We start from the raw sequence: 19,165 nt of genomic DNA, 5'->3' as shown, positions 1-19,165 counted from the left end.
GCCTATCACCAATGTAATCATCATGATTAGCGATTCGTGCGCTTTATGTGGCTGTTATTTAACAATAAATGCTTTGTGTTTGACACTGTTTGTCACATTATGCATGCAATAAGTGCTTTTTTTGACATATATTGCTATTTATCGCCAAATGAAGCTGTAATCGTGTTGTAATATGAACTTTCAGGGTGAATAATCTACAAGGCTTTATGTCAATAGAGTCAGAGAGTAGTGGTTAATATAATAGGAATATAAAATGAAAAAGACATTATTAGCTGTATTAGTCCCGCTTGTTGCATTAAGCGGCGCTGCAAACGCGGCAGAGATTTATAACAAAGACGGTAATAAACTGGATCTGTACGGTAAAGTCGATGTTCGTCATTTATTCAGCGACAATGACCACTATGGCGACAGCCAGAACGGTGATGACTCCCGTTTCCGTATCGGTCTGAAAGGTGAAACTCAGATCACTGATCAATTAACCGGCTTTGGTCGTTTCGAAAACGAAATCAAAACCAACGGCACTGAAGGCGAAAACAAAAACCAGGTTCGTTTAGCTTACGCGGGTCTGAAATTCGCTGAGTTCGGTTCACTGGACTACGGCCGTAACTACGGTGTTATCTATGACACCAACGCATGGACCGATGTGCTGCCAATCTTCGGTAACGACACCATGACCCAGACCGACGTCTACATGACCGGTCGTGCTGCAAACCTGCTGACTTACCGTAACTCTGATTTCTTCGGTTACGTTGACGGCCTGAGCTTCGCATTACAGTATCAGGGTGCGAACGACGATAACTCTATCGCTAACCGTGGTTCTCACAACACAATCAACGATACCTACAGCTACGACAACACCGCTAACGGTGACGGTTTCGGTTTCTCCACCGCGTATGACATCGGCTGGGGTGTGAGTGTTGGTGGCGCATATTCAAGCTCCGCACGTCCGCAGGGTCAGAAAGACAACCTGGCAAGCGGCGCGCTGGGTGACCGTGCAGAAGCATGGAACTTCGGTGCTAAATACGACGCTAACAACCTGTACCTGGCTGCAGTTTACGGCGAAACCCGTAACATGACTCACTACGGTAATAACGATGACAACCGTGGCTTAACTGCTAACAAAACTCAGAACATCGAGTTAGTGGCTCAGTATCAGTTCGATTTCGGTCTGCGTCCGTCCATCGCTTACCTGCAGTCTAAAGGTAAGAGCCTGAGCGGCGGTTACGGCGACGACCAGGATCTGGTTAAATATGTTGATTTAGGTGCGTACTACTACTTCAACAAAAACATGTCTGCACTGATCGACTACAAAATTAACCTGTTAGACGAAAACGATTTCACCCGTGGTACCGGTATCAATACCGACAACGTACTGGGCTTAGGTTTAGTTTACCAGTTCTGATTTAATTCAGAGAACATATAATGAAAAAGGAGGCGAAAGCCTCCTTTTTTTATATCTGAAGATCAGTGAAATAATCACTTAAAAAACTGTCATGGCGGGAAGTATTATTATTTTACTTTTCTTCAGACGGTAAAAAAGGAGGCGGTTGCCTCCTTTTTTGGCTTATTGCTTGTAATTTGAATCGACACAGACAAATCACCAATAAGAATTTGTTCGAACGCTGTAATAATAGTTCATATCAGGATAAAACATTTAACTATTGATGTGATTTTGGGTTTTTTATTTATTCATTTTGTGCTTATGATTAATCAAGACAGAATGTAAGGAAGTATGAATAATATTTTTGATGATTTGTGCTTTACCGCCGGAGGGGGGAACGATCAGATTGTTTTATATATTGTGCCGGCGAACCGGCACATCTGCAGGGTCATGCGACCCGGACATCTCCGATCCGGCGCAGGGCATCAGTGACCAAATCCCAGAAGCGGGTATGATCCAGTTTTACGGCGACTTGTGTCAGACAATCCGCAGGAGCCGGTGCCCGGAAATCCGCAACGGTCATACCGAGCGTCAGTGTGCCGGTCAGCTCTACGTCCAGCGGCACTTTGCAGGTGGTCATGACGGACGGATCGATCACATACGCAACTGCACAGGGGTCATGTACCGGCGGGTAATCAAATCCCTGAGCGCTTTTGTACATGGTGCCGAAGAATTCCAGCAGTTCGAGCACAAACTGCGCCGGCGCTGTGCCGACAGCCGCGATTTTACTGACAACTTCCGGGGTTGCCAGTGCCTGATGTGTCAGATCCAGCCCTACCATAGTAAGCGGCCAGCCCGCATTAAACACAATGTGTGCCGCTTCGGGATCTATTTTGATATTGAATTCCGCAACCGCACTCCAGTTGCCGGTGTGATAGCCGCCGCCCATCAGCACCACCTCTTTGACCCGGTCAATAATGCGCGGCTCCAGCCGGGCGGCCAGCGCAATATTCGTCAGCCCTGCCGTCGGCACCAGGGTAATGGTTTTCGGCGGATGCGCCATAATGGTATCAATGATCAGCTGCACCGCATGGCGCGGATCCAAAGCCAGTACCGGCTCCGGTAAAACCGGCCCGTCGAGACCGGAATCACCGTGAATATCCGGTGCGGTTTCAATCTCCCGGATCAGCGGGCGCGGGCAGCCCGCCGCAAACGGAATACCGGTAATCCCGGCAATACGGGCAACCGCCAGTGCATTGCGTGTCACTTTCTCCAGTGTCTGATTGCCGACCACCGTGGTGACCGCCAGCAGATCAATCTGCGGATTACCGTAAGCAAGTAAGAGTGCGATGGCATCATCATGGCCGGGATCGCAGTCAAGAATGATTTTTTTCTTCACATATTCCTCTTTATTTTTCCGTTTACATGCACTGCTATGTTACACACTCTGTACCCGGAAAAATAATAATCCGCCCGAAGATCTGAGCGGTGACCGGATAATCACAGGAACAACACAATAACAGCGGAAAATAATGCCTGTTTTCGGGAACAGAGAAAGTTCAGAGACGGGTTACCGGATTATCCGCGGAGAGGATCCCAGATTTGCTGAAAACGTTTTGAATTACTGGCGGTATAAATAACAGTATGAGAAATATTCCGGTGCCCCAGATAATCCTGAATCAGACGGGTATCACGGCCGAGATCCGCAAGGGAATAGCCGCAGGCATGGCGCAGCATATGCGGATGCGGTGCCACGGAAATATTGGCCGCCTTGCCGTACTGTTTTAATAAGGTATGCACCTGCTGACGGGAAATTGCCCCGCTTTTCTGCGATAAAAATACCCACTCCAAATCCCGGTTACGCCAGGTATTTCTGATATTCAGCCATGCGACCAGCGCATTATATTCAACATCGATAAGCGGTTGTGTGGTGGAAAGCCCGCCTTTCAGACGCCGGACATAAATAAGGCGGCTGTCCAGATCAATATCAGAAAGTGACAGATGACATAATTCACTGACGCGGAAACCGTGCAGATAGCACATTAAAATCATGCAGTAATTCCGTTCGGCATACCGGCTTTTCCCGGCTTCTTTCAGGATGGCGTCAACCTCATAACGGGTCAGAAACTTACGTTTGTCCATGATTTATTCCTGTTTATTGTCCGATAATTTCATAAAAACCAGAGATATCACTATAGCAAGTAATAAAAATGAATAAAGACAACGGACAGGAAAGAAAGTACTACAAAGTGTTTACGTATTGACAATATATTCATAAAAACCAATCAGGAATTGGCCTTTTTTAATCTGAGAGTGATCAGTTTAAGACTTCTGTAAAGAGGTAAATATTCTCAATTTAAAAAAAGACAAAATACATCAAATTGTTTGTAATTATCACTAAAGGTTTCACCTTAGTCAAATACTGATGGGTTAGTCAAATTATCAATACATAACTCATTAATTTTTAAAAGGTTAATATTTTATTCTGCCGGGTGGCGGCTGTCTGCTTCAGGGCTGTCATTATTTTTTACAGTGCTTAAAAACAGAGAAGGGTATAAACGTGATATTCACCTGTTTTACGTGATAAAAAAGAACAGCTTTCTTTATTTTTTTACGATAACAGCGATTCATTCTTAACGGGACAATTTGATGTATTTTGTCCCGTTTTTTTATATCCGTATAACGGAACAGACATATTCATCAAATAACGATAACGCCGCGCGGTTTCATATTTCCGCGTGTGACCGCGTTATTTTTAATATCAAAAAAGCAGAACGTAATATAGGAAATAACATGACTTTGAATAAATTAGCATTAGTGCTGGGCTTTGGTATGTCTGTGGTTGCAGGTGCGGCGTCTGCTGCTGATCAGGGACACGGTACTGTTAAATTCACCGGCTCAATTATTGACGCACCTTGCTCTATTACACCTGATACCGAAAACCAGACTGTTCCGTTAGGCCAGATCTCCACTGCCGCACTGAAAGACGGCGGCCGCAGTAATTCCCGTGATTTTAAAATCGCATTAGAGAATTGCACAACAGAAACCTACAAAACCGTACAGACCACATTCACCGGTTCTGAGGCCGCTGATATTCTGGCCGGTTCCCTGGGTATTGAAGGGATCGCCAAAAATGCAGCCGTTGTTATTACCGATGCGGGCGGAAAACAGATCAAATTAGGCACACCAAGCGCGGCACAGGCACTGCGTGATGGTAATAACGATCTGAACTTCGCGGCGTATTTACAGGGTTCTTCTGCTGAAGCAGCGGTCCCGGGTGACTTCACCGCTATCGCGACATTCGCACTGACTTATCAGTAATTAATACCGGTACGGTTCAGGGATGAGCCGTGCCGCTTTTCAGTTGTGTGCGTTCAGCGGAGGCAGGAAATGGTGAGCAGAGTCATCCCTCAGGGAGTGCTGATAATAATAGTGTGTTTTTCCGCGTATACAGCAGCAGGCGAAACGAAACAGGATGCAAAAACCAGTCTGCGTTTCGGTGCGGTGCAGATGCAGGGCACAATCCTTGAGCCGGTCTGTACGATTTCCACCGCCAGCCGTGAGCAGGCCGTGGCGCTGACCGATGTTTCCGTTCCGCAGCTGCGTGATGAAGGGCAGGGACCCGCAGACTATTTCTGGATCAGGCTGACGGAATGCACCGTGCAGCCGGTGAAAGGCGGTACGGCGGATAATCTCCGTTTCCGGGTCACGTTTGAGGGCGCTGAGCAGGACGGACGTTTTCAGCTGACCGGCTCCGGCAAAGGGGCTTCCTTATCGATTTCAGACCGCAACGGGAATGAGGCGGTTCCCGGCAAACCCTTACCGCCCGCAGATATTGATCTCAATAATATGGCGCTGCGATATCAGGCGCGTCTCGTGAAAAACAGTGATGAACTTCAGTCCGGTTATTACCGGGCAACAGTGGGTTTCAAGCTGGAATATTATTAAACCGAGCTGACTGGATCCATTATGGTAACTCCGCTGAGTACCGTCTCCCGCCGGAGACTGACAGTGCTGATTTCATTTATTCTGACCGGTATCCCGCAGGCAGCTTATCCGGATAATCAGGATGTTGAATTTAATACTGATATTCTCGATGTAAACGATAAACAGAATATTGATCTGTCCGATTTTTCCCGTGCCGGTTATATCATGCCCGGCACCTACGACTTTTTTATCCGGGTGAATAACAGTGAGTTACCTGATAGTTATCCGGTCTCCTATATTGCGCCGCCGGATGATCCGAAAGGCAGTGTTGCCTGTTTATCTCCGGAACTGATGGCACAGGCCGGGCTGAAACCGGCGTGGACAGAACGCATGCGCTGGTGGAATGACGGCAAATGTCTGGATACCGCGTCACTGCCCGGTATGTCGGTGTCACCGAAACTGGCGGACAGTGAGCTTATCCTGACACTGCCGCAGGCTTATCTGGAATACACCGCCGCTAACTGGGATCCGCCTTCCCGCTGGGATGAGGGGATTTCCGGCGTACTGTTTGATTACAACGTGAATGCCGGTATTAATGACCCGGCACAGGGCAAACAGACGCAGCAGGTCACCGGGAACGGGACTGCCGGGGCAAACCTCGGGGTCTGGCGTGTCCGTGCCGACTGGCAGGCCAATCTCCGTCACACCACCGGTTCCGGGGATCGCTCCGAACATAACTGGACATGGAGCCAGACCTATCTCTACCGGGCGATTGCCTCATTACAGGCAAAACTGACGATGGGGGAAACCTTCTCGCGCTCGGATATTTTCGACAACTTCCGCTATATCGGGGTCAATCTGGCCACTGATGACAATATGCTGCCGCCGAATCTGCGCGGCTATGCACCGGAAGTGACGGGGGTGGCGAAAACCAATGCCAAAATTACCGTCAGTCAGCAGGGACGGGTGATTTATGAAACTCTGGTCGCGCCGGGACCGTTCCGTATTCAGGATATTAATGATGCGGTCAGCGGCAAACTGGATGTCCGGGTGGAAGAGCAGGATGGCTCTGTACAGTCATTTCAGATGGATACCGCCAGCATTCCTTACCTGACCCGCCCGGGCCGGGTGCAGTACAAACTTGCCGCCGGGCAGCCGTCCGAAATCGGCCGCCACGGGAAAGGCCCTGTTTTTGGTATGGGGGAATTCTCGTGGGGGATCAGTAACGGCTGGTCATTATACGGCGGCTCCCTGGTTGCCGGGGACTATAACGCTGTTTCTCTTGGTGTTGGTCGTGATTTGATGGCCTTCGGGGCCATCTCTTTTGATGCCACCCAATCTTTTGCCCGTCTGCCGCAGGAAGACAAACAGTATCGCGGCGGCTCATACCGCCTGAGTTACTCCAAACGGTTTGAGGAACTGGACAGCCAGGTCACCTTCGCCGGATACCGTTTCTCCGAACGCGACTTTATGAGCATGAATCAGTATCTGGATCGCCGCTACAGCGATAACCGCGCGGATAACAATAAAGAGCTGTACACCATCATGTTCAGCAAGCAGTTCCCGGATATCGGGCTGAGCACCTATCTGAACTACAGCCACCAGACTTACTGGAACCGGCCGGATAACGACAACTATAACCTGTCGCTGGCGAAGTACATGGATATCGGCAGTTATAAGAACATCAATATCAGCGTATCCGCATACCGCAATAAATATCAGGATAAGAATGATGACGGGGTGTATCTCAATATCAGCATGCCGCTGGGGGATCGCGCCACGGTCAGCTACAACAGCATGATCAACCGTCATGGTAATTCCCATAATGTCAGTTATTACGATCGTCCGGATGATAACAACAGTTACCGCCTCGGCACCGGTCTGAGCAGCAACGGCAAAGCCTCCGTTGACGGCTATTACATGCACTATGCCGACAGCGCGCTGGTCACTGCCAGTGCCGGACATATTGACGGGGAATATACCTCAGCATCACTTTCGCTTCAGGGCGGGGTGACGATGACACCGCAGGGCGGGGCATTCCACCGCATCAATATGCCGGGCAGCGCCCGTCTGCTGGTGGATACCGGCGGCGTGGCGGATGTGCCGGTCAGAAGCACCGGGGCACTCAGCTATACCAACCGCTTCGGGAAAGCCGTTCTGCCGGATATGAATAATTATTTCCGTAACAGTGCCGCCATCGATATCAACAAACTGCCGGAAAATGCGGAAGCACGCCGCTCTGTTCAGCAGCTGACGCTGACAGAAGGCGCCATCGGCTACCGTCAGTTTGATGTGCTGTCAGGACAAAAAGCCATGGCCACTATCCGTCTGGCGGACGGTAGTGCGCCGCCGTTCGGTGCCGTGGTGACCTCGGCGGATAACCGCGAACTGGGGATCGTCAATGATGGCGGGCAGGTGTATCTCAGCGGTATCAACAGCGGGGATATTCTGACGCTGCGGCGCGGCAGTGAGGCCGCGTGCCGCATGACGGTACCGGAACTTGCACCGGGACAGGCGCTGTACACCCTGTTGCTGACCTGCGGCGCAGAGCCGCAACCCGTCCCGGAAAAACCGCAGCCGGTTGCGCTGCCGCCTTCCCCGCCGCCGGCTGACCGCCCACAGCAGGGAAAATGGCTGAATATCACAGGCCGGGCAGACCCGGCACCTTCCACACGTAACGAAATGAGTGATTCATTATGATGTCAGTTAAACAAACCCGTCTCTCTGTTCTGGCTGTTGCCGCTGTATTGCTGGCCTCAGCACAGTCGCACGCGGCGATTGCGCTGGACAGAACCCGCGTCATTTTCAACGGAGCGGAAAAATCGGTCAGCCTGAATGTCAGCAATCTGAATAAAGAGCTGCCGTATCTGGCGCAGGGATGGATTGAGGATCAGAACGGAGAAAAAATTTCGTCGCCGCTGGTGGTTCTGCCGCCGGTGCAGCGTATTGAGCCGGGTGATAAAAGTCAGGTAAAAATTCAGGCGTTACCGGCGATAGCCGCACTGCCGCAGGACAGGGAAAGTGTCTTCTATTTCAATCTGCGGGAAATTCCGCCGCGCAGTAACCGGCAGAATGTCCTGCAAATCGCCCTGCAGACCCGCATCAAACTGTTTTACCGCCCAGAAGCGATTTATGCCTCACAAACGGATCTGACGAATCCGTGGCAGGAAAAAATCACTCTGACGCGCCGTGGTGATCACTATGAAGTCCATAACCCGACCGCGTATTACGTGACGATTGTGGATGCCCTCAGCGGGCTGGGCGGCAAAAGCCTGAACGGGTTCTCCCCGCTGATGGTGGCACCGAAAAGTCAGGGCACACTTGGCCTCAGTGCATCTGCGCTCGGCAGTGCGCCGGTGCTGAGTTATATCAATGACTACGGCGGCCGTCCGCAGTTGCAGTTCAGTTGCAGCGGCACAGAGTGCCGTGTGACAAAAACGGCAGCCGGTAACTGAGCAGACAGGGGATAAACCATGGATGAGCGGATCAGAAAACAGCGTTTCCTCCGGCGGACACTGGCGGTTGTGCTCTGTATCTCTGCGGGAAGTGCGGCTGCACTGCCGGAGCGGGTATCCGGTATCCGGGGCGTGCCCGGGATCACCTATATCACTATCCGCGGCAATGTGATTGCGCCGCCGCCGTGTGTCATCAACAACGGCAATACCATCCTGGTGGATTTCGGGGAGGTGATGAGCACCCGCATTGACGGTCAGCGCTACAAACAGCCGGTCAATTACACGGCGGAGTGCACAAAGATGCCAACCAATGCCATGACGCTGGCTATCACCGGCAATACCGCCGGGTTTGATGCCGGATTACTGCAGACCGAAATCGCCGGGCTGGGGGTGCGCATGCTTTATCAGGGGCGGCAGCTCAATCCCGGTGAGAAAGTGAAATTTACTTATCCGGCCTTTCCGGCGCTGGAAGCGGTACCTGTCCGTGATATGACGGCGGTGCTGACCGGCGGGGATTTCTCGGCGGTGGCAACACTGGAACTGGATTATCAGTAAGGAGCCTGACCATGGCAAAACATTACCGGCGGTTACTGATACTGCTGCTGTGTGCCGCAGCGGGCAGCGCAGCCGCTCCGAACATGAAGCTGTTTGGCACTCTGCTGGTGCCGCCCGCCTGCACAATCAGTGACAACGGCGTGATCGATGTGTTTTTTGGTGACAACGTCGGCGTGCATAAAGTGGATGGTGTCAATTACACCCGGGCGGTCAATTACACCCTGGTGTGTGAGGATAATATCAAGGGCTGGGATCTGGGATTATCGGTCACCGGCCCGGTCAGTGGGTTTGATGATGCGGCTTTACAGACCAACATCCCCGACCTGGCGATCCACCTGACGCAGAACGGAAAACCGTTCACGCTCAACAAACGCATTGCGGTATCACCGGATAACCCGCCGGTGATTCAGGCGGTGCCGGTAAAACGGCCGGGCAGCACACTGCCGGAAGGTGCATTTGATGTGACCGCCACACTGCTGGCGGAATATCAGTAGGAGCAAGGCAATGAATGAAACAGTAAGACGCTTTTTTATCAGTACCTGCGGTGTGCTTCTGTTATCACTGCCGGGTGCGGATGCCGGGGCTGTCCCTGACAACCTGTATTTTCACGGCACGCTGGTGGATGAACCCTGCACGATACATCCGGGGGATGAAACCGTGGAACTGCCGTTCGGCAATATCCCTGATAAAAACCTGTACGCCTATCAGCGGACACCGTCAAAAGAGTTTCAAATCCGGCTTTCGGAGTGTGATACCTCCATCGGCAAGCGGGTCACGGTGATGTTTGCCGGGGATGAAAATCCGTTTATCGGCGGGGCGCTGGCCATTAGTCCGGGCAGTCAGGCGGAAGGGATTGCGGTCGGGCTGGAAAATGCGGACGGTACGGCGCTGGCGGTCAATGAAGTATCACCGCAGATCACACTGAACGACGGACTGACGCTGCTGAATTTCCGTGCCTATGTGCAGGGCGAACCGGATGCATTGGCAAACAAAACCATTAAACGCGGGCCGTTCAGTGCCATTGCGACATTTCATCTTAATTATGACTGACGGGTAACCGGGACTCGCTATGAACAGATTTATCAAAATAACAGTGGCGGTGGCGCTGCTCTGGTCCGCTTCGGCGGGGGCATCCATCTTCTCTTATATCACGGAATCCTCAGGGAAACCGACGGATGCGGTTTACACCTACATTATCGAACGCTGGGATCCGGAAGACCCTTCTGCCCCTAATCCCTGCTACGGCTGGTCTGTCTGCTGGATCAATATCAACCACAAACATGATGTGGATGGTTCTCCCGGTTCCTCCACCAAATCCATTGTCCGCGTGGAAAAGCTGAAAACGCTGGCGGAAGTACGCGATGCGGTTTTGAACAATATCTCTCTGCCTTATCAGGGAAAAGCAGAACACAGAGGGCCATCGCTGAATTCTAATCAGGAGTGTGTGGGGCTGTTCTATGAATCCGCATCAGGCGGCTGGTCGAAGAACGGTCGTCTGCTGCCGGGATCATTGTGCGGTATCGCGCCGCCACCGGTGGGGGCCTGTGAGGTAACCAGCGGCTCAGTCATTCTGGATTACGGGGATATTGATGAAGTCAGTCTGCCGGATGCGGCCCGCAATCAAAATATCACCGTCACCTGCAATCTGGATATGGATATCCTCGTGATCGCCTCCGGCTCAGACAGCGGCCGTGTCCCGCTGCGACCGGATAACAGCCTGTATGCGGATCTTTATCTTAACGGCAATCCCGGCGAGCGGGGTGCGCCCATTCATGTCCCGGCCGGTGGTGCGACTCAGGTGGATGTGAAATCGGTACTGAAAGTGAACGGACGGGTTGCCCCCGGGGCTTTTGAAGGGTCCGGATCCATCATTCTTGTTATGCCGTAATTTCTTATTTTCTTTCATGGTGCTGCGGAACCCGGCAGCATTGTGAGCCCGGAAGGAGACTGAAATATGATTACAGAAGATACTGATTTAACCGTGAATAAATCTGTCGGCTACCGGATCTTCCGCAAGCGGAAAGAACTGGGCTGGTCCGGCAGCCGCCTGGCAGACCATCTCGGGATCAGCCAGCAGCAGTTCTCGCGTTATGAGCGGGGATGCAGCCAGATTAATGTCAGCCTGCTGGTCAGGGCGGCTGACGTTTTACAGACACCGGTCAGCTGGTTTTTTGCTGACTGTCCGGATACGCGTTCATACCGCGAATGCGTCCGGGGGAAAGCGGATATTTATACGGCGGAATCTGTCCCGGAATATGGATTATCCGTACCCTCCCGGTACAAAAGGAAACCGGATGAAATAAAGCAATAAATAATCTATCTGATTATTATCAGCGATTGCGTGTATTTAAACAGAACAGAAAAATAAAAGCGGCTCCGCCGGTATGGCGGAGCCTCAGATTGTTGGCAAAGTCCGGGAAAAAACAGGCCGGGATTTTGTCAGCAATCTTATATCAGGCAATCAGTTCTTTTTCACAAACTCAGATTTCAGTTTCATCTGACCAAAGCCGTCGATTTTACAATCGATATTGTGGTCACCTTCCACTAAACGGATACCTTTGACTTTTGTGCCGATTTTCAGCATGGATGAGCTGCCTTTGACTTTCAGATCTTTAATGACTGTCACGGCATCACCGTCCGCCAGTAAATTACCGTTGGCATCTTTGACAATCAGCTCATCACTTTCTGCTGCCGGTTCGGCATCATTCCACTCGTGGGCACATTCAGGGCACACATACATTGCACCGTCTTCATAGGTGTATTCAGAATTACATTTCGGACATGAAGGTAATGACATAATGAGACTCTCAGATTTTCACAATGGGGAGCAGCAAATCGTCACACGATGAGGTGATATTTGCCCGTGTTCAGGCGCACTGTCTCCAGTGCGGCCGCCAGTATAGCGGGATTGGCACTTTTTTGCAGCTTTTACCGGATAAAGCGTGTGGTTATCGCTTTTTCCGATCCGCGGACAATAAACAGGTAACTCACGCAATAACAGCCTCCGGTTTCCTGAAAAACCCGTCAGTACTGAAAATAACCGGAGTTTATCTTTTTTTTCAGAATAAGTACTCAGGGGGAGTACATAATTACGCAACAGACTCTTATATATTGAAACTGCATTATTTTAATAACCGGTTTCTGACTTTTTTATTTATTTGTCTGTGGCACATCAGGAGTGAAATATGCGTAACGTTGTCCGTTCTTTATTATTGTCTGCGGCGCTTGTGGCCGGGTCGCTAAATACCGCGTTTGCCGATCCGCATTTAAATTTTGCCTGGCCGGTGAATGTGGGGCCGCTGAATCCGCATCAGTACGCGCCGAATCAGATGGCCGGACAAACCATGGTGTATGAGCCGCTGGTCCGTTATATGAATGACGGAACCGTAAAGCCCTGGCTGGCGGAATCATGGACAGTTTCGGATGACGGCAAAACCTATATTTTTACATTGCGTGATGATGTGAAGTTCTCCAACGGTGAGACATTTGATGCCGCTGCGGCTAAAGCAAACTTTGATGCCATTCTGGCAAACCGTGAACGCCATGCCTGGCTTGAACTGGCCAATCAGATTACGGCGGTTGAGGATGTCGCCCCGAATCAGTTAAAAATTACCCTGAAAGATGCTTACTATCCTATTTTACAGGAGCTGGCGTTGCCGCGTCCGTTCCGCTTTATTGCGCCGTCACAGTTTAAAGACGGCGGCACCAAAGACGGCATTATTAAACCGATTGGTACCGGCCCGTGGGTATTAACGGAATCCCGTCTGAGCGAGAAAGATGAATTTATCCGCAACGAATTGTACTGGGGTAAAAAGCCGGTGTATGAATCCGTCACGTTTAAAGTGATTCCGGATCCGAATACCCGTGCCGTGGCATTTGAAGCCGGTGAGGTGGATTTATTATATGGCACGGACGGCATTATTTATCCGGACACCTATCAGCGCTTTAAAAATATGCCGGGCTATACCACCAAACTCTCAGCGCCACTGGAATCACTGGTACTGGCTATCAATACCAAAACCGGTCCGACCCGTGATGTAGCCGTGCGTAAAGCCATTAATCACGCGGTTGATAAAGATAAAATGATTGAAAAGGTACTGTATGGCACGCAATTAAAAGCGGACACCCTTTTCTCAGAAAATGTGCCGTATGCAGACGCCGGCTTAACACCGTATGCCTATAACGTTGAGCAAGCGAAATCCCTGCTGGAAAATGCCGGCTGGAAAGCGAAAACCGAAAACGGTATCCGTGAAAAAGATGGTGAGCCGCTGGTGGTGGAGCTGAATTTTGTCGGTACCGATGCGGTGGCGAAGTCGATTTCTGAAGTGGTTCAGGCCGATCTGCGTCGCGCCGGGATTGATGTGAAGCTGGTCGGGGAAGAGGAAAGCAGTATCTACTCGCGTCAGAAAGATGGTCGTTTCGGGATGATTTTCAACGGCACCTGGGGTGCGCCGTTTGACCCGCACGCGTTTGTCAGTTCCATGCGTATTCCGTCCCATGCTGATTACCAGGCACAGCAGGGACTGGCGGATAAAGCAGAGATCGATGCCAAAATCACACAGGTGCTGACCACCACGGATGAAAAACAGCGCCGCGCACTGTATCACGACATCCTGACCCGTCTGCATGAAGAAGCGGTTTATCTGCCGCTGACTTACATCACCGCCATTGCGGTGGCAAAACCGGAAATCGGCGATGTGCCGTTCAGCGCAATGTCGAATGAGATCCCGTTTGACCAGCTGACACCGGCTGCGAAGTAACAGGTCTGCGATTATGATGCGATTTATTTTCCGGCGGGTGCTGCTGCTGATCCCGATGCTGTTCGGCACCTCGCTGTTTATCTTCCTGATCCTGCGCCTGGGGCCGTCTGATCCCGCGCTGGATTATCTGCGGTTATCCAAAATTCCGCCGACCCCGCAGGCAGTGGAAAGCGCCCGCGAGCTTCTTGGTCTCGATAAGCCGGTCATGACCCAGTATTTTCACTGGCTGTCTGACGCGCTGCATCTGGATTTTGGTATCTCTTATGCCACACAGAAACCGGTGCTGCCGGATCTGCTCTATTTTCTGCCCGCCACGCTGCAACTGGCGGGGCTGGCACTGGCGCTGACCATTATTCTGTCTGTGCCGATGGGGATGCTGGCGGCACGTTACCGCGAAAAATGGCCGGATCAGCTGGTGCGGGTGATTGCGTTTATCGGGGTTTCCATGCCGAATTTCTGGCTGGGGTTCCTGCTGATCCTGCTGTTTTCCATTCATCTCGGCTGGCTGCCGCCGATGGGCAAAGGGGAAGCAAAACATCTGGTGATGCCGGTGATTGCTATCTCGCTGATGTCACTGGCAATTAATGCACGATTACTGCGGGCAAGCATGCTCGAGGTCGCCGGGCAGCGCCATGTCCGTTATGCGCGGCTGCGCGGGTTATCCGAAATGACGGTGGAGCGTTCGCATATTCTGCGTAACGCCTGGCTGCCGGTGATCACGGCTATCGGCATGCATATCGGGGAACTGCTCGGCGGCGCGCTGATTATCGAGAGTATTTTCAGCTGGCCGGGTGTGGGGCGCTATGCGGTCTCTGCCATTATGAACCGGGACTATCCGGTGATTCAGTGCTTTACCCTGCTGATGGTGGTGATTTTTGTCCTCTGTAACCTGATTGTGGACATTATTTATGCGATTGCGGATCCCCGCATCCGTCTCTCTGCGGAGGGTATCGAATGAGCGATATGATACTGAAAGCCCCGTCCGCCTGGCGGACACTCAGCCGCAATCTTCTGCTGTGGTTTGCGCTGGCTGTGGTGGCGCTGCTGGTACTGGCTATGATTGCCGGGCCGTGGATCTCCCCGCATGACCCGGATCTGGTGGAGCTATCCAACCGGCTTCAGGAACCGGACAGTCAGTACTGGCTCGGTACCGACCATCTCGGGCGTGATATTTTTTCCCGCCTGATTGCCGGGGCGCGGATTTCTCTCGGCACTGTCGCTATCACGCTGGTGATTATTATGACGCTCGGGCTGGTGATCGGCGGTATTGCCGGGTTTACCGGCGGGCGGACGGATCAAATCATCATGCGGTTTACCGATGTGTTCCTGACGTTCCCGACACTGGTGCTGGCACTGTTTTTAATCGGCATCCTCGGTACCGGGCTGACAAACGTGATTATCGCGATCGCACTGTCACACTGGGCATGGTATGCGCGGATTGTCCGCGGGATCATCCTCTCGCTGCGTCACCGGGAATTTCTGCTGGCCGCACGTCTGAGCGGCGCCGGGAATGTGCGGATCTTTCTCCGGCATCTGTTTCCGGCCACCATTTCCCAGCTGATCGTGCTGGCGACCCTGGATATCGGTCATATGATGCTGCATGTCTCCGGGCTGTCATTCCTCGGGCTGGGCGTGGCGGCTCCCACCGCAGAGTGGGGCGTGATGATCAGTGATGCCCGCCAGTTTGTCTGGACATCACCGATGCTGATTTTCTGGCCGGGTTTGATTTTATTTTTCAGTGTGATGGCGTTTAACATCCTCGGGGATGCACTGCGTGATCGTCTGGATCCGACACTGAGGGCCGGGACATGTCATTAAATCATTCTGTACTGGAGGTCAGCAATCTGTCGGCAGGGTATCTGCATAACAACCATGCTCATTTCCTGCTTTCTGATCTGTCATTTTCATTGCGGCGCGGCGAAGTGCTGGCGCTGGTCGGCGCGAGCGGCTCCGGTAAATCCATGACCTGTTCTGCGCTGCTGGATGTGCTGCCGCCGGGCGTGCAGAAAACACAGGGCACTATTCAGCTGGACGGGCAGCCGGTCACCGGGCAGGCCCTGCGCGGCAGGGAAGTGGCATCGATTATGCAGAACCCGCGCAGTGCATTTAACCCGGTGCGGACCATGCATCAGCATATTACCGAAACCCTGAAAGCCACCCGGCAACCGCTGCATAACATTGATAAACGCATCCGTGATGTGCTGGCGGAAGTGGAACTGGGGGACAGTGAACATATCCTGAAGCTCTATCCGTTTGAGATGAGCGGCGGCATGTTGCAGCGGATGATGATCGCGATTGCGATCCTCAGCGATGCACCGTTTCTGTTTGCCGATGAGCCGACCACTGATCTGGATCTGGTGGTGCAGATTAAAATCCTTGATTTGCTGGAACATGTTGTGACTGACCGGCAGACCGGGCTTCTGCTGATCACCCATGATATGGGCGTGGTGGCGCGTCTTGCCGATCAGGTGGCGGTGTTGTCAGACGGGAACATTATTGAAGCCGGCCCGGTGGAGGATATTTTTTCCCGGCCGCGCTCACCGGTGACCCGCAATCTTATTTCTGCACACCTTTCACTGTATGGTCTGGAGCTTTCCGCATGACACTGATTTCTGTTGAACACCTGAGCAAAAGCTACCAAAGCCATTCACTGATGGGAGCGGGAAAGCCGCGCTGTATTCTTGATGACATTTCCCTGACCCTGAATGAGGGGGAAACCGTTGCGCTGCTCGGGCGCAGCGGCTGCGGAAAAAGCACGCTGGCGCGTCAGATCTGCGGGCTGGAATATCCGGAAAAAGGCGATGTTTTTTACCGCGGAATGCCGGTGCGTAAACTGGACAAAAAACAGCGGCAGCAGTTCCGTTCGGAGATCCAGATGGTTTTTCAGGATCCGCCCGGTGCGGTTGATCCGCGTTTTACCCTGGAACAGATCATTGCCGAGCCGCTGAAGCTACTGACCTCACTGGATGAAAAACAGCGCAAAGCCCGGACTGCGGAACTGCTGGATATGGTGGAGCTGCCGCTGTCGGTGCTCGGTAAACTGCCGTCACAGATCAGCGGCGGTCAGTTGCAGCGTATCTGTATTGCGCGGGCGCTGGCCCCAGATCCGCGTCTGATCATCCTGGATGAAGCGGTATCAAACCTGGATATTCATCTGCAGGCATCGCTGCTGACACTGCTCGGGCAGTTACAGAAAACGCAGGGAATCGCCTATCTGTTTGTCACGCATGATTTGCGGCTGGTCAGCCGGTTTGCCGCGCGGGTAGTGGTCATGGACGAGGGGAAAATTGCGGAGACCTCACCGCAGGGATGTATTGAACAACTGCGCCATCCGGCATCGCTGGCACTGAAAAATGCGGTGCTGCCGCCATTCCCGTCTTCTCACCGGCGAAAACCGGTATCTGTCTGATAAAAATAAAAAAAGCGCCGTGATATTAACAGGGCGCTTTTACTCATTATTTACGATTTATACTTTATCGGAGCAACTGCACCTGGCGGGAGTCTCTTTGTGATGATGAACATCAGGGCCGCAACAGGCATCAATGGCTTTATTGATAATATCCGCCAGCTTATTGACGGTGGAAATAATTGAAGAAAGTTGTTCGCACACGTCGCGGCAGTCTGCATGTGAATGACCGTTATCCGGAATCACCGGCGGCGTCAGACTGTCACAGAGAATTTCCTGTAATACCAGCAGGAAGTTCGCGATACCGGTGGTGTAGATATATGAGCGCCCGCCGGTCTGCTCTGCCAGCCGCTGATACTCCTTTGTCACTTTATCTCTTTCCGCAATCGACGGGAAGCGGTCAAGATTTTCCGGACGATCATCCGGGGTTCCCTGATAGGTATACACTTTGACACCGTGAAGCTGCGCGACACCAATCGCTTCGCTGTTTTTCGCGACCGCAGCATTGGTCAGTGTTCCGCCGCCGCCTTCCATCCCTTCATCACCCAGCACAAAAATGGCACGGCGGGCACCGGGACGCCAGTCAAAATATTTACTGGTATCAATAACCGCACGGCATAAATCCTCCTTATTCCCGGCATGGTCACGGCCATCGGCCTCCGTAAACGGCTTTCTGGCCTGTAAATTCCCCTCATGTGCACCTTTACCAACCAGATAATCACTCACGGTCTGATCAAACTTTGTGCCGGTCCAGGTGCCCTGAATACCCAGGAATGTTGCCCGCAGCTGAGACGGGCAGCGGGCAGCCGCTTTCTCTATCGCCGCGTCTATTTCACGACTCAGATCGGCTGATTCATCTGACATTGAGCCGCTGGTATCAATAATCACCACTAAATCCAGAGCGATATCACTGTTGCCGCCCATGACCTGTACTACCGGGTCAATACCGGTTGCCGGTACAGACATATCCTGTGTGTTGAGATCCTGATTCATTATTTTTCCTCTGTGTTTATTGCAGGTATATGTGTTCTGTGCAATCTGTTGCGCAGAGGAGCAGTATCTTTTTATTTTTCAGGGAAGTATTTCCTAAAAAATAACAGCGTCAGGCTATTTATTGAGAGGGATGATGGCCCCGGTGACAGTGGCATGGCCGGGGCTGGAAGGCGGGATTATTTTTACAATATAAAATCAGATTTATTTAAATTTTTATTTAAAAACAATATATTATCTATATCCAGCAAGGTGTGAACGACATCAGCGGAGTCATATTGTTTTCTGAGTTCGTTGAGAAAAACGATCAGTGAAATATCCAGTGCAGTGAGTACCCTGAACAGCAGACTGACCGTCAGATTTCCTTTACCCAGCTCATAGCGGGAGACCTGCTGCTGACTGATTTCAAGTGTAAAACCTAACTTCTCACCGCTTATTTTTTTCAGCTTACGAAATCTGTACAGTACCTCCCCGATATTTTTATTGAGTAAATCTGAATCTATGCATTGATATTTCTGCACCATTTATCTCCGTAGATTAAATCTGTCATAGCAGGAATGGTTGTTATTACCGGCAAATAATTATCGGTTGTGTTTTTTAGTCTTATTAACATGTCTGGTGTTTTTTTTAAAAAAAAGGAAGTTTGTATCTGATGATTAAAATTAAATAACACATGTTATTTTTTGATGCA

General features: G+C 51.5%; 20 protein-coding genes. 15 read left to right on the top strand and 5 right to left on the bottom strand.

The genetic code is table 11. The annotated features are described in order from the left end of the window. Window positions 1–253 precede the first annotated feature (253 nt). Entirely contained in the window at window positions 254–1,402 is a 1,149-nt protein-coding gene (locus tag ACF8OF_RS19945; protein WP_025152549.1) for a porin, read from the top strand. A 427-nt stretch (window positions 1,403–1,829) separates the two neighbouring features. Here the strand turns inward: ACF8OF_RS19945 and ACF8OF_RS19940 are convergent, their stop codons facing one another. Both ACF8OF_RS19940 and ACF8OF_RS19935 read right to left on the bottom strand, forming a co-directional pair. After that, window positions 1,830–2,780, bottom strand: coding sequence for a nucleoside hydrolase (locus tag ACF8OF_RS19940; protein WP_349466292.1), 951 nt, complete (start codon window positions 2,778–2,780; stop codon window positions 1,830–1,832). A gap of 179 nt (window positions 2,781–2,959) precedes the next feature. Next, window positions 2,960–3,523 (bottom strand): tyrosine-type DNA invertase, encoded by a 564-nt coding sequence (locus ACF8OF_RS19935; protein WP_262861211.1) that lies wholly within the window; start codon window positions 3,521–3,523, stop codon window positions 2,960–2,962. 651 nt (window positions 3,524–4,174) lie between these two features. Between ACF8OF_RS19935 and ACF8OF_RS19930 the strand changes: the two genes are divergently transcribed. The 9 genes from ACF8OF_RS19930 to ACF8OF_RS19890 all read left to right on the top strand — a co-directional run bounded on the left by ACF8OF_RS19930 (window position 4,175) and on the right by ACF8OF_RS19890 (window position 11,629). Further along, complete coding sequence (locus ACF8OF_RS19930; protein ID WP_025152552.1) at window positions 4,175–4,702, top strand: fimbrial protein; 528 nt, start codon at window positions 4,175–4,177, stop codon at window positions 4,700–4,702. A 69-nt stretch (window positions 4,703–4,771) separates the two neighbouring features. Beyond that, window positions 4,772–5,329: a fimbrial protein gene (locus ACF8OF_RS19925; protein ID WP_262861210.1), complete on the top strand. Its 558-nt coding sequence runs from the start codon at window positions 4,772–4,774 to the stop codon at window positions 5,327–5,329. A gap of 21 nt (window positions 5,330–5,350) precedes the next feature. Continuing rightward, entirely contained in the window at window positions 5,351–8,008 is a 2,658-nt protein-coding gene (locus ACF8OF_RS19920) for an outer membrane usher protein (RefSeq protein WP_392497475.1), read from the top strand. Then, window positions 8,005–8,763, top strand: coding sequence for a fimbria/pilus periplasmic chaperone (locus tag ACF8OF_RS19915; RefSeq protein ID WP_262862377.1), 759 nt, complete (start codon window positions 8,005–8,007; stop codon window positions 8,761–8,763). Before ACF8OF_RS19920 ends, ACF8OF_RS19915 begins: the two co-directional genes overlap by 4 nt. Before the next feature lie 18 nt (window positions 8,764–8,781). Continuing rightward, window positions 8,782–9,318, top strand: coding sequence for a fimbrial protein (locus ACF8OF_RS19910; RefSeq protein WP_392497473.1), 537 nt, complete (start codon window positions 8,782–8,784; stop codon window positions 9,316–9,318). An 11-nt stretch (window positions 9,319–9,329) separates the two neighbouring features. Further along, window positions 9,330–9,812 carry a fimbrial protein gene (locus ACF8OF_RS19905; protein ID WP_025152557.1) on the top strand — a complete coding sequence of 161 codons (483 nt, stop codon included), beginning with the start codon at window positions 9,330–9,332 and terminating at the stop codon, window positions 9,810–9,812. 10 nt (window positions 9,813–9,822) lie between these two features. Next, window positions 9,823–10,368 carry a fimbrial protein gene (locus ACF8OF_RS19900; RefSeq protein WP_262861206.1) on the top strand — a complete coding sequence of 182 codons (546 nt, stop codon included), beginning with the start codon at window positions 9,823–9,825 and terminating at the stop codon, window positions 10,366–10,368. Window positions 10,369–10,387: 19 nt separating this feature from the next. Next, entirely contained in the window at window positions 10,388–11,206 is an 819-nt protein-coding gene (locus ACF8OF_RS19895) for an adhesin (RefSeq protein WP_262861205.1), read from the top strand. Window positions 11,207–11,272: 66 nt separating this feature from the next. Beyond that, a complete protein-coding gene (locus ACF8OF_RS19890) occupies window positions 11,273–11,629 on the top strand; it encodes a helix-turn-helix domain-containing protein (RefSeq protein ID WP_262861204.1) in 357 nt (118 codons plus the stop codon). A 150-nt stretch (window positions 11,630–11,779) separates the two neighbouring features. Here ACF8OF_RS19890 and ACF8OF_RS19885 read toward each other — a convergent pair whose 3' ends face one another. Further along, window positions 11,780–12,115, bottom strand: a complete 336-nt coding sequence (locus tag ACF8OF_RS19885; protein WP_025152572.1) for a zinc ribbon domain-containing protein YjdM — start codon at window positions 12,113–12,115, stop codon at window positions 11,780–11,782. Window positions 12,116–12,503: 388 nt separating this feature from the next. On the opposite strand from ACF8OF_RS19885, the gene nikA reads away from it, so the two are divergent. Genes nikA through nikE form a run of 5 tightly spaced genes read left to right on the top strand, consistent with a single transcriptional unit; the run spans window position 12,504 to window position 17,487 of the window. Then, entirely contained in the window at window positions 12,504–14,078 is a 1,575-nt protein-coding gene (gene nikA / locus ACF8OF_RS19880) for a nickel ABC transporter substrate-binding protein (RefSeq protein WP_392497469.1), read from the top strand. Between the two features lie 13 nt (window positions 14,079–14,091). After that, window positions 14,092–15,036: a nickel ABC transporter permease subunit NikB gene (gene nikB, locus ACF8OF_RS19875; protein ID WP_025152574.1), complete on the top strand. Its 945-nt coding sequence runs from the start codon at window positions 14,092–14,094 to the stop codon at window positions 15,034–15,036. A gap of 5 nt (window positions 15,037–15,041) precedes the next feature. Then, window positions 15,042–15,896, top strand: coding sequence for a nickel ABC transporter permease subunit NikC (nikC, locus tag ACF8OF_RS19870; protein ID WP_197539461.1), 855 nt, complete (start codon window positions 15,042–15,044; stop codon window positions 15,894–15,896). Beyond that, window positions 15,887–16,681: a nickel import ATP-binding protein NikD gene (nikD, locus tag ACF8OF_RS19865; protein WP_392497467.1), complete on the top strand. Its 795-nt coding sequence runs from the start codon at window positions 15,887–15,889 to the stop codon at window positions 16,679–16,681. Before nikC ends, nikD begins: the two co-directional genes overlap by 10 nt. Continuing rightward, entirely contained in the window at window positions 16,678–17,487 is an 810-nt protein-coding gene (gene nikE, locus ACF8OF_RS19860; RefSeq protein ID WP_349466285.1) for a nickel import ATP-binding protein NikE, read from the top strand. The genes nikD and nikE overlap by 4 nt, the downstream gene beginning before the upstream one ends. A gap of 57 nt (window positions 17,488–17,544) precedes the next feature. Here the strand turns inward: nikE and ACF8OF_RS19855 are convergent, their stop codons facing one another. Both ACF8OF_RS19855 and ACF8OF_RS19850 read right to left on the bottom strand, forming a co-directional pair. Further along, window positions 17,545–18,477: a VWA domain-containing protein gene (locus tag ACF8OF_RS19855; RefSeq protein WP_262861200.1), complete on the bottom strand. Its 933-nt coding sequence runs from the start codon at window positions 18,475–18,477 to the stop codon at window positions 17,545–17,547. A 182-nt stretch (window positions 18,478–18,659) separates the two neighbouring features. Further along, on the bottom strand, window positions 18,660–18,998 hold the full coding sequence (locus ACF8OF_RS19850) for a helix-turn-helix domain-containing protein (protein WP_262881788.1): 339 nt from the start codon (window positions 18,996–18,998) through the stop codon (window positions 18,660–18,662). Window positions 18,999–19,165: the final 167 nt, after the last annotated feature.

Source organism: Morganella sp. TYF_1, assembly GCF_043105645.1.
In the GTDB taxonomy this organism is placed as follows: Bacteria; Pseudomonadota; Gammaproteobacteria; order Enterobacterales; family Enterobacteriaceae; genus Morganella; species Morganella morganii_B.
The sequence above is the reverse complement of the archived record's forward strand: the minus strand, read 5'-3'. Positions and strand labels throughout refer to the sequence as shown.